Below are 15,301 nucleotides of genomic sequence, written 5' to 3' on the forward strand. Positions count from 1 at the left end.
TACGCTTTTCTTTCCCTCTGTCAATACCAATGGGAAAAGTTTTTTGATTTATTTTCAAATTAGTTTTTTATAGTTAAAGATAAGAATGCTTACACTCATCAACACACTGGTCGCTAGGGTAATTAAGACAATTTTGGCTAGCTCTGGCGCTAGTGCGTTTGAGGGGATAGTTTCATCACTATAATGGCGAACCATTTTAAGATGTTTGGCAATCGGAGAGATTAGAACAAGTAGGCTTAATAGATAAAAATTTTGTCGCAAGGTCACAAAGGTAATGAGTAAAAAGTAAGCACCCAACAACATAAACCGATACAGGTGGCTCATGCTTTCTTTGCCTAAGGTGGTAGCAAGGGTATTTTTACTAGCGCCTGTATCTGTGTCAAAATCCCGCATATTGTTAATCATCAATACGCAAGTGCATAGCAGGCCGATCACCACGGCAGCAATAATATCCCTCACGCGGATAAATTGTGTTTGTAGGTACACGCCCCCTAATACGTTAACTAAGCCGAAGAATAAAAATACCGCTATTTCCCCTTTCGCATTGTACCCATAGGGGTTTTTACCCATGGTATAGGTCACTGCGGCGATAATAGCGATGATGCCCAATGCTAAGAAGGTGAAGAAATCGATGAGACTGTTAAAGCTCAGCCAAAGTAAGCCAATACCGCAGCCAAAAATAAACAGCGCCCAACTTATGATTAATTTCTTGAGGGTCTTGGGATTGATTGTCCCTTGGGCAGTCTGTCTGTCGAGTCGATGGGCATCCGTACCCCGTATACCATCGCCATAGTCGTTGGCTAAATTGGATAAAATCTGTAGTCCTAAGGCAACCCATAGGCTTAGCAAAAAGATTTGCCAATTTTTGGTTTCAAAGCTACCAATACGCGAGTATGCCAACGCATTGGCTACTATGATGCCAGCCACCGCTAATGGATAAGTGCGTGGGCGAGTCGCTTGCCAAAATGCTTGTAAAAAATTGACCATCACTCACTCGAAACCTTGTATCACCAATCGCAACATCTAAATGGATTTAGCCATTTAGATGCACGTTTACTAATGATGCGGGGTTTATGTTGATTTTTTTAGACCTGCTTGCGCCAACAATGCACCTAAGCTACCGATTTTTTGCGGTTTGTCGGCTGCTTGGTTTTGCGGTTTAGCAGCTTTGTCACTACGTTGAGGTTTGCCCGAATGTTTGGCTGATTTACCGCCGCGCTCGGCAGGGTCTGCGTGTTTTTTCGCCGTACCAGCCACTGATTGGTTGGTATTTTTTGCTTTATTGGCGGGTGCTTTTTCAGCAGCTTTGGCTGCCATTGGCGTATCTGACTTCATGCTAAAGCCCACGCGTTTACGCTCTGCATCCACTGAAATCACGCGAACGGTGACGATATCACCTGGTTTGACATGATTTAACGGATCGGCGATAAACTCGTTACCCATCTCTGAGATATGTACCAAGCCATCTTGATGGACGCCCACATCAACAAAACAACCAAAACTTGTCACATTGGTGACCACGCCTTCAAGCGTCATGCCTTCGGTTAAATCGTTGAGGCTATTGACATCGTCACGGAACTGCGCTGTTTTAAAGCTCGGTCTTGGATCGTGTGCAGGTTTGGCTAATTCTTGTTTGATGGCAGCGGCTTTCAGCGTTGCTTGCTCGGCATCATTAACCTCATCGTTTGCGGCAGCGATAAGTGAAGCGGTCAGATTGTTAAGCGCTGACTCGTCACCTAGCACATCGTTGAGATTATTGTCGGTTGAGGCCAGCCATTGTTTGACCATCTCATAGTTTTCTGGGTGTAACCCTGTTGCATCTAACGGCTCATCACCGCCACGAATGCGTAAAAAACCTGCCGCTTGTTCAAAAGTTTTGGCACCCAATCTTGGCACATTTTTGAGCTGTTCACGATTGGCAAATGCGCCATGTTCGTTGCGGTAGTTGACAATTTGCTGTGCTACATTGACATTGAGACCTGCGATATAAGACAAAATCGCAGGACTTGCGGTATTGACGTCTACCCCCACCGCATTCACACAGTCTTGCGTGACTTTGGTTAAACTATCAGCCAGCTGCGTTTGGTTGACGTCATGCTGATATTGCCCCACGCCAATGGCTTTGGGATCAACTTTAACCAGCTCAGACAAGGGATCTTGCAAACGACGGGCAATCGATACTGCCCCACGAATGGATACATCAAGCTCTTGTAATTCTTGCGATGCCAGTTCGCTCGCTGAGTACACAGACGCACCAGACTCATTGACCACCACAGGCACGGCTTTGATATCGCCGTTTCCTTGAGCGCTGTGTTCTGCCAAAATTTCTTTGATTAAGGCATCTGTCTCACGGCTAGCCGTACCGTTACCAATGGCGATTAAATGCACATGGTGGTTTTTGAGTAAATCGGCAATGGTTTGTTTGGCTTCATCGACCTTATTGTCTGGGGCAAATGGATACACTGTTGCAATCGCAAAACTATCATCGCTATTTTTGGCAACATGACCTAGGCTATCAACCACGGCCATTTTAACCCCATGACGGATACCCGGATCGACGCCTAGAATCGTTTTTTGACCCGCTGGCGCTGCCATTAATAAATGCTGTAAATTGTTTGCAAACACGTCAATTGCTGCTGATTCAGCCGTTAAGCGTTTTTCTGTGAGCAAACGATGCTCAATATGCGGACGCCATTTATCCAACCACAGTTTTTTTCCCAGTGACAATAAAAATTGTTGACGCTCACTAGGCTCAGCAGCCGTTAAGTTAAATGCCTGATTAATTTGCTGGGTAAACGGTGCATCCTCGCCTTCAATGGCAATCGTCAGTACGTTGTCTTGGCGACCGCGTAGCATCGCTAATAATCGATGATTGGGTAAACGCGCCAAGCTTTCAGCGTGGTCAAAATAGTCTTTGTATTTTTCGCCGACTTCCCGTTTTTCTTCGCCCACTAAACGGCTATGAATTTGGGCGATTTTACCAAAGCCGACGCGCAGTTTGTCGAGTAGATCAAGCTGCTGTGTCCACTCATCGATAATAATGGCACCGATACCTGATAGCTGTTTTTCTTTATCTTCAAAAATTGACGCTTCGGCTTCGCCGTTGTCATCCTGTACAGGCGCTGGCGCTTGGTAATCTGATAATGCTGAGGCTGGGCTTACCGAGTCATTTAGAACCGCCAAGGCAATTGGCTCAAGTCCTGCTTCACGGGCTTGGGTTGCCAGTGAGCGGCGGCGCGGACGATACGGCAAATAAATGTCTTCTAATTCAAGTTTGGATGCCGCTTGATTAATGCGTTCATTCAATTCATCGGTCAGCTTATTTTGTGAAGTCAACAGCTCAATGATTTTTTGGCGACGAATGGCCATATCTCGTTCATAGCTCAGCGATTTTTCCAGACTACGCAACTGTACGTCATCGAGCCCGCCGGTTTGGTCTTTACGATAGCGGGCAATAAACGGAATCGTCGCGCCATCATCATAGAGTTTGACGAATGCCATCATTTGGTTGAGTTTGATACCAAGATTGGCAGCTAATTTTTGATAAATGGCTTGCTGGACTTGCTCAGAGAGTACATCTACCGCTGGATTAGCCGCAATGGCAGTAACGTTTGTAGTCATATTTTTGCCTAACACTTATAAGGATGAACTCAAAACTTCAGAGTTCACGCATTATAACAAAACAATACAAAAAGATAATAGGTAAACGCTATTTTAACAAAAATCTTTAGTGATTTTTTACTTTGCTAACTATACCCCTGTTGTTAAACTAAAATTTTGCTAACGGATGACTATATAATAGATGACTACCCTATAAGCTAACGTCGCGTTTTTAGCAAAATCACTACAGCAATCGACACATTTCTTTGCTTTAATAACCGCATAACCAAGCAAATTTGACTGAATAATAAGATTGATAATGCTTGCAAGTTGTAACCAATCGTTTCAAAATACCCTTATCAGTCCTTAATAAAAATTTTTATACCCATATATTTTATAACATTGCTTGTCCTAACTATTAATTATAAGGTTCATTTCAACACGCTAATGGAACATATTTAGCGTTTATAAAAACTATGTAGCGAAAACAACATTCGAGTGAAAATAACATTGGTGATAGGAATATCGACGATAAAAATGAGGAAAATAATCAATGAGTGACGACATCAACCCCACTGTAGAATCTACTCCCAATCAATCAGCCGCCGGCGATATGAATCAGCGCATTTTGGTCGTTGATGATGATGCGCGCCTACGTACCTTATTGCAACGTTTCTTAGAAGACGATGGTTATATTGTACGTACTGCGCATGACGGCAACCAAATGGACAAATTGATGCAGCGTGAATTATTTTCGCTGATTGTGCTTGATTTGATGCTACCTAACGAAGACGGTATCAGTATTTGCCATCGCTTACGCGCAGAAAACTCCGATATTCCGATTATTATGTTGACCGCTAAAGGTTCCGATGCCGATCGTATCGCAGGACTTGAAGCAGGCGCGGATGATTATTTGCCAAAACCCTTTAACCCCAAAGAATTATTGGCACGTATTAAAGCCGTATTGCGCCGGCAAACGCGTGAATTACCAGGCGCACCCAGTCAGCAAATGGAAGTGGTCGAATTTGGGTCATGGACATTAGATTTATCAACGCGCACCCTAAAACGTGATGGCAATATCGTGACCTTAACCACAGGTGAATTTAGTGTATTAAAGGCTTTGGTACAACACCCCCGTGAGCCATTAACCCGTGATAAACTGATGAATCTGGCACGCGGCCGTGAATGGGGCGCAATGGAGCGCTCAATTGATGTGCAGGTGTCGCGTTTACGCCGTCTCATCGAAGATAATCCTTCGCAAGCGCGCTATATCCAAACCGTTTGGGGCGTGGGCTACGTGTTTGTACCCGATGGCGCAGAAAGCTAAACAAGCGCTATTTAAGAGAGCGGATTAAAAAAGCCAATTAGAAGAGCGGATTAGGAAAACTGGGTTAACAGAGTTAAGAAAATTTTATGATAAAACCGTTGATTGTAAATACAGCCTGTCACCTTGTGATGGGCTTTTTAGGTTCTGGAAAAACCAGTTTTATCAATGCCTGTATCGCGCATTTTCAACACCAAGAAAAGTGGGCGATTTTGGTCAATGAAGCAGGTCAAATCGGTATTGATGAAAAGCTATTGACGGGTAATGCTGACCATGATTTAGCGATTCGCCAAGTATCTGGTGGCTGTATCTGCTGTTCTTCGCAACTGCCGCTACAGATTGCGCTCGCTCGCTTGACTTCTGAGTATAGACCTGACCGATTATGGATTGAGCCGACAGGGCTTGCACACCCGCGAGAGCTGATTGAGCAGCTATCTGCACCACATTGGCAAACTGCATTGTCGCTAAAATCTGCCATCAGTATCTTCAATGCGCGTCATTGGCAAGATAGCCGTTATCGTGACAATGACGGCTACCAAGCGCATGTGCGATTTTGTGATGTGGTGGTGATTAATCGCTTTCATGGGTTGGATGACACCCAAAAAACCCAACTGACCGCATGGGTAAAAGGCTTAAACCCTAAAGCAAAATTGATTTGGCAAGCAGAGCAAATGCTGAGCGAAGATAATCTGCGGCAATTGCAACAAGCGCTCAATCAATCAAGCCAAGTGCTTGCTGAGCGTAGCCACTATCAACAAGTTAGCTTAACAAGCTTTGCTCAGTCCACCGCCCCACCCACTACCCAAGTCGACACGCCCCCATCGCCAACAGCTACCAATGATGACTTGCCATTTCGCTATCATGATGTACAAAATGGCTATCAAATCATCGGCTGGCGGGTGTCAGCCGACTGGACAATTGATATGACTGTACTGATGGAATGGCTTTTGGCACTGCCCAACTGGCAACGTATCAAATCGGTGGTTCATATCAAACATACGCATGATGAGCAATGGCAAACCATGAATTTTACCCCAGATTCGCTCGATTTGGTGGCCTGTGAGCCACAAACCGATAACCGTATTGAAGTGATTTTTTTGGATAACACTATCGAATTGGATTTTGATAGGCTCGATACTGAGCTGATGATGATGTTTGGGAATATCCATTAAGCTTACGGTTGATAGATAGTCCATTTTATTGTCTATTTTTTTGATGTTGCGGCTGTTTTTTTCATTGATTATGTGGCGTTAACATCGGGCGTGATACGGATGATAGTGTCATTTTCAAGGTTTTTTTCTTGCATATCAAACCCTGTATGAGTGATGGTAAGCAAGCTACTCACGCGCGTCCCATAGCTACTTCCCAGCAACTTATCGAGGCGATTGGCAGGAATAAAGATGGAAGACAACGCCAACTCTGTCTTGATACCTAAACCTGTATCAGGTAGCTGGGTGATAGGCGCTTGTTCACGGTCTTGCAATATCTCAAATGCCACGTTTTTCCAATTGGCTGTTTGCCAATCCTCGTGCTCAGCAAGTAGGGGCAACAACTCTTGTCGTACTCGCTTGCGCAGTTTCTGCGTTTTAAACCATGCCGTATTTGGCTGACCATTGGATAACACGTATAAGCCTTTTGCCAATACCTCGATGCCATACCCTTTATTATTAAGTAGCACCGCTTGCTGCCGATCGCCAATGACTAGATTGAACCCATCGTAGCAGGGCAAATCAATTTGTCTTGCGAAAGCTAGCGGTGACCACTCACCACTTAAATAATCAAGGATTAATTGACCTCGGGACGTGGCAAAGACAGGCTTATCTTTGATAATCTCTCGGTAGTTTAAAATCACCCCCCAGCGCCCCTGCACAGGATCGATACCCAACCAAGTGCCCCCTGCTTGCGCATCTTGCCCCGCGATGATTTTTTTTCCATTCGGCAATTGCCATTCATGCAGTGCGCGCGTAGGACGCTGCAAAAATTCATCCCGATTGGATAATAATACCAAGGGATTATCCTCAAACAGCTGCCAAGCCAACGCCACAATGCACATACTTCATTCCTTCTAACTTGTTACCATGCCCTCGCCCATTGACCCTGCATCAGCTCGATTGCTTATTCCATAGCTTAGCACCCAAAACTTTTTTAGCAATCACCAAATCGTCATATTGTTCATTTATGATAAAAAATCTAAAAAACTGCCGTTTTAAACGATTGTTGCCCTTGTGAATAAGCTTATGACGCCAATTAGCATCGTGATTATTACCCTAAACGAAGCCGAACGTATCGGCAATATTTTGCGTGACTTAGCCCAACAAAGCTACCAAAATTTTGAAGTCATCGTGGTGGATTCCAACAGCGAAGATGACACCTGTCAAATTGCAGCAAGTTTTCGTCACCAGTTGCCGGCGATAAGCGTCCATAAAATGTCAAAGCGTGGCGTCAGCTTGGGTCGTAATACAGGGGCAAGCCTAGCCAAAAATGAACGGATACTGTTCCTAGATGCCGATGTGCAGTTGGATGCAGACTTTTTGAAAAAAGCCAGTCAATTATTGGATAAAAAATCCTTGAAAGTAGGCGGCGTGTACATGAATGCTGACCACCTAAAGCCTTGGTTTACAGTGGGTTATCTGCTGTTTAACATGGGTATTTTTGTTAGCCAATTTTTATCGCCAACGGCGGTCGGTGCGTGTATTTTTTCCAGTAAATCTGTGCATGAGCAATTGGGTGGTTTTGATGAGTCTATCACCCTGTGTGAAGATTGTGACTATGTCAATCGCGCCAAAAAAATCACCCGTTATCAGATGCTACCGCTCACCTTTCGCTTTGACCCACGCCGCTTGCAGCAAGATGGCTATTTTAATACAGGTTGGAAATATCTTCACGCCAATCTATATCGCTTTTTTGTCGGTGAAATCCGCGATAACAAAATCCGCTATCAATTTGGACATTATGGTACGCAAAAAAAATAGCGTCGGTGGTGACGCTATTTTTTACAAGGTTTTAGGCTTTATCGCCCTTTAAACTCAGCAGGACGCTTTTGCATAAAGGCGGTAATCCCTTCTTTAAAGTCTTCGCTGGTCGCCATTTGCATTTGGTAAATTACCTCTTGGTCTAGCGCGATATCTAGTCCTGCAAATGCCACTTGATTAATCGATTGCTTCATTGCCGCCAGTGCCAAGGTTGGCAAGCTTGTGAGGCGGTCAGTCAGTTTTTTCACTGCCGCATCAAGCGCATCTTGACTCACCAGCGCATTCACCAGTCCCAAATCTTCTGCCTTTTGCGCGGTGATTTGCTCACCCAACATCACAAGCTCAGTGGTTTTAGCGGCACCAATCAACTGCGATAACAGATAAATACCACCACCATCAGGCACTAGCCCGATATTGACAAAGGCTTGTAAAAATTTAGCATTGTCACTGGCGACGCGAAAATCACACGCTAACGCGATATTCATGCCTGCACCCGCACACGCGCCATTGATACGCGCGATAATCGGCTTGCTGATTTTGCGGATACGGCGCGTAATGTCCGCAATCCCAATGGTCAGGCTGTGCGACATTTTCAGTAAATTTTCGCGGTTATCTGCGCCGGATAGCATCTCACGAATATCACCACCGCTAGAAAATCCCTTGCCCGCGCCTGTGATGATAATCACTTTGGCGGCTGTGTCGTATTGTGCGTAATCAAGGGCTTGATAAAGCTCGGATTTCATCACGCTACTGAGCGCATTGAGTGATGCTGGATCATTGAGGGTAATCGTCGCAACACTATCTGCAACATCATACGTGACTTTTTGAAAGGTGAGTTGTTGTGTTTGGGTTGCCGTCATGGGTCATCCTTTTACCAAAGAAATAAATACCAAAAAAATAGATACAATGAACCACTTCATCTTACCGAAATTATTTTTTTTTGGGAAATAAAACGCGACTTGTAAGGTCAACAATCCAAACCCAACCACAAAATTTTTACAATTTTCAAAATTTCTGTATTGACAGAAATATATAAAAAGCTCAAAATAATTAAAAATTGATTGATTTACATCCATTTACTTACACACAAGGCTAAAAAGTGCAACTCACATCGACCATGGAAAAATTTGTCTTACACTGGGGCGAAATGGGCAATAAATGGGGCGTAAACCGTACCGTTGCCCAGATTCATGCCTTGTTATTTTTGGCAGGCAAGCCGATGAATGCCGAAGAAATCCAAGAGACCTTAGGCGTGGCGCGTTCAAATGTGAGCAATAGTATCAAGGAATTACAGAGCTTAAATCTGGTACAAACAGTACATACGCTCGGTGATAGACGCGATTATTTCACCACGGGTACGGATGTATGGGAATTGGCTAAGGTGATTGTCGAAGAACGCTATCGCCGAGAGCTTGCGCCGACGGTTGGATTCTTGGCAGATTTAATCAATGAGCCAGAATTTGCCACAGAAAGCAAAGACATACAACAACGTATCAAAGACACCCACCAATTTGTCGATACGCTGACGAGTTGGGCAAACGAGATGCTAAAACTTTCGTCCACTACGCTCAATCGTATCCTAAAGCTTGGGGCGACGATTCAGAAGTTTTTGAAATGATGGATTAGGACAATGACTGCAACATATCCGACTGGCAAAGTTTTAACCTATTATGCTCTATTTGGCGGTGGGATTGGCGGTCTGATACATTTGATGGGTGTAATGCTTTTTCCAATGAACGAGACCATTAGCCGCCATAGCTGGCAACACGGTGGACTCAATAACTTTTTTCTGGCTATGTTAGCCGCTATAGCGTTTGGCACTTTATTCGGATTTATTCCTTCAATACTAACGAGCATTATCATAGTTTTGAGAAAATAGTACTTTCTAGCGTTTGGCAATATTTTAGATTATTTGTTATTGGCTGTTTTGTGACATTTTTTATCTTTGTAATAGCCTTTCATGATATTAATAGATTATTTACTTCTAATACTCTAGTAACATGGTTAGGCATCTTGGTGTTTAACGGCAGACTTGCAATAGTTGGCGGTTTAACTAGTGTAATCGTTGGCAAATTGGTTTTACCAAAAAGCTAAAAATTTTACCCATAAATTTCAGTTTTGACAGAAAAAAGGAAAGAAATGATGAAAATACTTATCACAGGCGGTTCAGGATTTTTAGGCACAGCATTAACACAATCGTTAAAAACCCATGGTGTAAAAGGTGACACTGCGTCAGTCACTTGGGTATCTCGCTCTGTAGAAAAAGAGAAAACCAAAAATATCGCAGACGACGTTATTAGCTATGACGATCTTGCCAGCACCAATGAGACCTATGATGTCATCATCAATCTGGCGGGTGCGGGTATTGCCGACAGCCGTTGGACGGATGCCCGTAAGCAAGAATTGTTTGATAGTCGACTAAAACCCACACAAGCGGTAATTGACTATATTGAGCGAGTCGGCAACAAACCAAAACTATTGATTAGCGGCTCAGCCATCGGTTGGTACGGTATCCAAAAGGAAACCGACCCAACCGCGCTTGATGAAACCAGCCCCATGACAAAAACCGACTTCGCTCACGAAATCTGTCAGAAATGGGAGCAGCTAGCTTTGACTGCCCAAGATGCTGTAACAGATGCCGTAACAGATGCTGTGCCAGTTGCGATTGTGCGCACAGGGGTGGTGATTGCGCCCGAGGGGGGTATGGTTGGACGACTGATTACCCCATTTAAAATGGGCACCGGTGGTAAGCTTGGCAATGGTCAGCAAATCATGAGCTGGATTAGCCGTACTGATTGGGTGCGTGCGGTGATTTTTATCATTGAACAAAACCTGACTCACATTCTGCCCACTCAGCAAATTTACAATTTAACCAATCCAACGCCTATTAGCAATGCTGCATTTACCGATGCGATGGGCACTTGGTTGCACCGCCCTACTGTGATGACCCTGCCCGCCTTTGTGGTCAAGACCATGTTTGGTGAAATGTCGACGTTACTGTTGGATGGGCAACGCGTTGTGCCCACAGCGTTACTGGATCAAGGTTTTGAATTTAACGACTTGACCGTATTAGATGCCCTAAAACGCTAATCTTCGGAGACTGGTAATATGATTACCATGTACTATGATGATACCTGCCTTGTCTGCCGTACTGAAGCCTTGCATATGGTAGAGAAAAAACCTGACGCCATTCGCATCGTTCCGATTGATGACGCACGGGACGAACTTGCCAAATTTGGTATTAGCGAAAATGAGGCGATGACTTATCTGTGTGTGCAAGATAAACAAGGCAACATGCAAAAAGGCATGGATGCTGTAAGACTGCTATACAAAACCGCACAACTGCCTTTTGCAACCGTGTTTGAGTGGCCTGTGGTGAAACAAGCCAGTGATGTGATTTACCCTGTTTTTGCGCGACATCGCAACCGTGTACCCAATTGGATGACGCAACTTGCCTATGGTAAAGTCGCAGCAGACTGCAAAGACGGTATGTGTAGAACTCGAGGCAAATAAATGCCGTTTGGTTTAAATGGCGGTATGTACGCTCAATGATTCATCTATCCTCAATGATTTATTTATCATGGATAGCTTGATAATTTTTAATGGTCATTGGGCGTTACAGTCATGATGGTGCAATCATAATTAAGTGCAATCATGATTAGGTAAAATGATTATTAGTCACAATTATGACTATCAAGTTATGTCTAATAATAATTTTGGGTGCTTTGATAGGGTCGCCACTAATTTTCAACTTACATTCTACAATTTTTTTACAGTTTGAGAAAAAATAGCTAGATTTTTTAACAATTTTCATTTAATAATAGCAACTAATCAGGAAGATGAGATTGTTTGTATCATTTAAGACAATCTATTACGTTTAGCATAGCGGACTTGCTTCACCATATTTTTGTCTACTGTTATTGTCACCCAATCGCTATTTTCCTTGTCAGTTTTGACTCTGATTGTTGAATCAATCATCAATGAGTTGTCTTTTTCATTCATTTACAAGGAGCGTTATCATGGATGAGGCACAAATTCAGCGTATCATTAATCATTCTGAATTCCAAAGCATGGCAAAGAGAAAAACAAGCCTAGGACTTACTTTTTCTATCATTACTTTAATTGTGTGGTTTGGCTATCTGTTACTCGTGGGCTTTGATCCTGAAATGTTTGCTGCGCCACTGTCAGCAGGCTCGACTGTCCCTGTTGGCTTTTACATTGTTGTTGCCATTATGATTTTTGTACCAGTCATCACTTGGATATATGTCAGCAAAGCAAACGGCGAATTTGACACGATGACTCGTAAAGTAATCGATGATATCAACAGTGGTAAAGTATAACCTCACAGGGATTGTGTTGGGTTTTCAATTTTAAAATTGTGCTTTTTATAACAATTTTGACATCATTTTTGACACCATGGAGGGTGGCATGTTAAAACAACAATATAACGGCCTGGCTGTTAAAGGCTTGCACAAGCGTATCGGCAAGGTTTCAACTGCCGTAAGCTTGACGCTAGTGGGTCTGATGGCACAGATGCCAGCATGGGCAGCGGGCGCCCTAGAAGGCGAAGTAAAAAAACAACCGCTGAATATCTCAGCCATTATCATGTTCTTGATTTTCGTTTTTGCAACACTCGGTATTACTTACTGGGCGTCAAAACAAAACAAAACCGCTAGCGACTTCTATACCGCGGGCGGCGGTATCTCAGGTACCAAAAACGGGATTGCTATTGCAGGGGACTATATGTCAGCGGTAACCTTTTTGGGGTTATCGAGTATGGTTTTTACCGTCGGTTATGATGGCATGATTTATACGCTAGCCTTCTTGATTGGCTGGCCAATTATTTTATTCTTAATCGCTGAGCGGCTACGTAACTTGGGTAAATTTACCTTCGCAGATGTGGCATCTTATCGTTTTTCCCAAACCCCAGTACGTATTTTTGCTGCATCCGGTACCTTGGTCGTCGTTGCGCTATATTTGGTTGCGCAGATGGTTGGTGCGGGTAAACTAATTGAGTTATTATTTGGTTTGGACTATATCTATGCTGTACTAATCGTGGGTATTTTAATGATGATTTATGTACTATTTGGCGGTATGCTAGCCACCACTTGGGTACAGATTATCAAAGCAGTTTTATTGATGTCAGGTGCGACTTTCATGGCATTTATGGTGATGAGCCATGTTGGTTTTAGTTTTGACAAATTATTTAAGTCAGCAGTGGCGATTCATGATAAGCATGAAGCGATTTTGTCGCCTGGTAAATTGGTTAATAATCCCATTGAATCTATCTCATTAGGTTTGGGTCTATTGTTTGGTACAGCAGGTTTACCACACGTATTGATGCGTTTCTTTACGGTGCCAGATGCCAAACAAGCCCGCAAATCGGTACTGGTTGCCGCTAGCTGTATTTCTTACGTGTATTTTATGATCGTTCTTATTGGTTTGGGTGCTATCGTTATCCTAGCTGAACATCCAGATTATTTTACGACAGTGGTGAAAAATGGCGTAAGCTCACAAGCACTCATCGGTGGTGCCAACATGGCAGCGATTCACTTGTCCCATGCCGTGGGTGGTAACTTATTCTTAGGCTTTATCTCGGCTGTTGCTTTTGCAACTATCCTAGCGGTTGTGGCAGGTTTGACGTTATCAGGCGCCTCAGCGGTCAGCCATGATTTGTATGCGAGTGTTATCAGAAAAGGTCAAGCGAGACCTGAAGAAGAGATGCGTGCATCAAAAATTACTGTGGTTGCGTTAAGTTTATTGTCAATCGTGACCGGTATTATCTTTGAAAACCAAAACCTTGCGTTCATTGCAAGCTTGGTATTTGCGGTCGCGGCATCTGCTAACTTCCCGATTCTTTTCTTAGCGATGTTCTGGCGTGGTCTAACCACGCGTGGTGCGGTCATCGGTGGGTTTGCAGGCTTAGCAGTCGCAGTGTTACTGATTATCTTAGGACCTGCGGTTTGGGTAGATATCATGAAACACGAATCACCTGCTTTCCCATACAAAAACGTGGCATTATTTAGTATGCCTGTGACCTTCATTCTAGCGTGGATCGCGTCTATCACTGACAACTCACCACGCGCTGAGTTAGATAGAAAAGGCTTTGATGCACAGTATGTACGTTCATTAACCGGTATCGGTGCGTCAGGTGCATCTGACCACTAATCCAATGTTCAATAACAAATACCGCTTACCATAAGCGGTATTTTTATATTGGGTTTTTTATAAAACCTATGAATTTTAGGCTTGATGGATTTCAACCAGGTTTTGGGTTGTCGTGGCATCCGCTTGTTTGACATACAATTTTGATTTTGAGCTATAAGGCACTAGCCCTGAGGGTACTACGCCTTTAGCAGATTCGTAATTATGAATGGAGTCATCGAAGAAAATATGCGGGGCAAAGGTTTGCAGTACATGGCGTTTATCCAAGCCACCTAAAAAGAATGCCAAATCCACATTGACGCCCCAATCACGTAATGTCTTAATCGCGCGCAAATCAGCAGGCGCATTGCGTGCCGTCACCAGTGCAATTTGAATCGGTGGATGCTTGATTTTAGCAGGCAGGCGTTTTTGTAGTTTAGAGAGTTTAATTAAAAAATCCGCATACGGGCCTTTATTCATCGGCACATCACTCATTTTGGCTTCATAATCATGAAACGCTTTGAGTCCTTGCTGGCGCGACAATAGTTCCCCTGCTTCATCAAATAACACGGCATCGCCATCAAATGCAATGCGTAGCTGATTGGTGTCTAGCTCTTTCATATCAATCGGTGGCGCATCCAAAATCGCGCAGGCACACACGCCTGCATCGGTGACTTGCTGGGCATCTTCATGATTGGTGGTCAAAAACAAATCCACCTTAAAATCTGCCACATAATCTGCCACCCCTTCGCCTGAGGTAAATGCCGAGCGACTAATCGGTAGTCCATGACTACGCAGCGCATTTAATACTTGAATACCGGTATCTGGGCTGTTTTTTGACATAATCACCACTTCAACCATGGGCGCAGCGATGCCCTCGCCCTTGTCATCGGCTACACAATGGTGATTGAGATTGAGTAAGGCTTTGATAAGCGGATAACCCGTCCCAGTTTGCAAGGGATCATTTTCACGTTCAATCATATAGCTGCGAAATTTATCAATCGCCGTTTCTGGATCTTGGGCTATCGCTTGTTGAAAAAACCGCTCAGACTCCGATAGGTCAAACAATGCCGTGGCAGAGACCGCCACAATTAATGTATTGGAAAAATCAACTGACATAAAAATGCCCTTAATCAATCGTGTTGTTATGAAGCATAGCACTCACTATGCTGTAGTTATATAAGTTTTGCCACGGGTAATCTAGATTATTCCTGTAACTTGTTGGTGTAAAGGCGCACAGTTTAGTGTCAAGACACCCTGT

At 43.7% G+C, this 15,301-nt stretch carries 14 protein-coding genes; 9 read left to right on the forward strand and 5 right to left on the reverse strand.

What is annotated here, in order from left to right:
- Window positions 1-54 precede the first annotated feature (54 nt).
- Together menA and RTS09_RS06080 are read right to left on the reverse strand one after the other, a co-directional pair.
- Window positions 55-987, reverse strand: coding sequence for a 1,4-dihydroxy-2-naphthoate octaprenyltransferase (menA, locus tag RTS09_RS06075; RefSeq protein ID WP_312535231.1), 933 nt, complete (start codon window positions 985-987; stop codon window positions 55-57).
- 84 nt (window positions 988-1,071) lie between these two features.
- Window positions 1,072-3,621, reverse strand: a complete 2,550-nt coding sequence (locus RTS09_RS06080; protein ID WP_312535234.1) for a Tex family protein — start codon at window positions 3,619-3,621, stop codon at window positions 1,072-1,074.
- A gap of 532 nt (window positions 3,622-4,153) precedes the next feature.
- Here RTS09_RS06080 and ompR point away from each other — a divergent pair.
- Window positions 4,154-4,927, forward strand: a complete 774-nt coding sequence (gene ompR / locus RTS09_RS06085) for an osmolarity response regulator transcription factor OmpR (RefSeq protein ID WP_286130670.1) — start codon at window positions 4,154-4,156, stop codon at window positions 4,925-4,927.
- 86 nt (window positions 4,928-5,013) lie between these two features.
- Window positions 5,014-6,096, forward strand: coding sequence for a CobW family GTP-binding protein (locus RTS09_RS06090; protein WP_312535237.1), 1,083 nt, complete (start codon window positions 5,014-5,016; stop codon window positions 6,094-6,096).
- A gap of 68 nt (window positions 6,097-6,164) precedes the next feature.
- Here the strand turns inward: RTS09_RS06090 and RTS09_RS06095 are convergent, their stop codons facing one another.
- Window positions 6,165-6,977 (reverse strand): NRDE family protein, encoded by an 813-nt coding sequence (locus tag RTS09_RS06095; protein ID WP_312535240.1) that lies wholly within the window; start codon window positions 6,975-6,977, stop codon window positions 6,165-6,167.
- A gap of 184 nt (window positions 6,978-7,161) precedes the next feature.
- Here RTS09_RS06095 and RTS09_RS06100 point away from each other — a divergent pair, with 184 nt between their 5' ends.
- A complete protein-coding gene (locus RTS09_RS06100; protein WP_312535243.1) occupies window positions 7,162-7,896 on the forward strand; it encodes a glycosyltransferase in 735 nt (244 codons plus the stop codon).
- A 38-nt stretch (window positions 7,897-7,934) separates the two neighbouring features.
- Here RTS09_RS06100 and RTS09_RS06105 read toward each other — a convergent pair whose 3' ends face one another.
- The gene (locus tag RTS09_RS06105) at window positions 7,935-8,756 is read right to left on the reverse strand and encodes an enoyl-CoA hydratase/isomerase family protein (protein ID WP_138017909.1); all 822 of its coding nucleotides are present in this window, start codon (window positions 8,754-8,756) and stop codon (window positions 7,935-7,937) included.
- Window positions 8,757-8,995: 239 nt separating this feature from the next.
- Between RTS09_RS06105 and RTS09_RS06110 the strand changes: the two genes are divergently transcribed.
- The 6 genes from RTS09_RS06110 to RTS09_RS06135 all read left to right on the forward strand — a co-directional run bounded on the left by RTS09_RS06110 (window position 8,996) and on the right by RTS09_RS06135 (window position 14,064).
- Window positions 8,996-9,514 (forward strand): GbsR/MarR family transcriptional regulator, encoded by a 519-nt coding sequence (locus RTS09_RS06110; protein ID WP_007117337.1) that lies wholly within the window; start codon window positions 8,996-8,998, stop codon window positions 9,512-9,514.
- 12 nt (window positions 9,515-9,526) lie between these two features.
- Window positions 9,527-9,775, forward strand: a complete 249-nt coding sequence (locus RTS09_RS06115; RefSeq protein ID WP_312535246.1) for a hypothetical protein — start codon at window positions 9,527-9,529, stop codon at window positions 9,773-9,775.
- A gap of 260 nt (window positions 9,776-10,035) precedes the next feature.
- On the forward strand, window positions 10,036-10,986 hold the full coding sequence (locus tag RTS09_RS06120; protein ID WP_312535249.1) for a TIGR01777 family oxidoreductase: 951 nt from the start codon (window positions 10,036-10,038) through the stop codon (window positions 10,984-10,986).
- 18 nt (window positions 10,987-11,004) lie between these two features.
- Window positions 11,005-11,409, forward strand: coding sequence for a thiol-disulfide oxidoreductase DCC family protein (locus RTS09_RS06125; RefSeq protein ID WP_312535252.1), 405 nt, complete (start codon window positions 11,005-11,007; stop codon window positions 11,407-11,409).
- A 506-nt stretch (window positions 11,410-11,915) separates the two neighbouring features.
- Window positions 11,916-12,236, forward strand: coding sequence for a DUF485 domain-containing protein (locus RTS09_RS06130; RefSeq protein WP_099807461.1), 321 nt, complete (start codon window positions 11,916-11,918; stop codon window positions 12,234-12,236).
- Between the two features lie 184 nt (window positions 12,237-12,420).
- A complete protein-coding gene (locus tag RTS09_RS06135) occupies window positions 12,421-14,064 on the forward strand; it encodes a cation acetate symporter (protein WP_312535455.1) in 1,644 nt (547 codons plus the stop codon).
- A 75-nt stretch (window positions 14,065-14,139) separates the two neighbouring features.
- Here RTS09_RS06135 and RTS09_RS06140 read toward each other — a convergent pair whose 3' ends face one another.
- Window positions 14,140-15,159 carry a 5'-nucleotidase gene (locus tag RTS09_RS06140; RefSeq protein ID WP_312535255.1) on the reverse strand — a complete coding sequence of 340 codons (1,020 nt, stop codon included), beginning with the start codon at window positions 15,157-15,159 and terminating at the stop codon, window positions 14,140-14,142.
- Window positions 15,160-15,301 lie beyond the last annotated feature (142 nt).

It is taken from the genome of Moraxella sp. CTOTU47618, from assembly GCF_032017425.1.
Classification (GTDB): Bacteria; Pseudomonadota; Gammaproteobacteria; order Pseudomonadales; family Moraxellaceae; genus Faucicola; species Faucicola tetraodonis.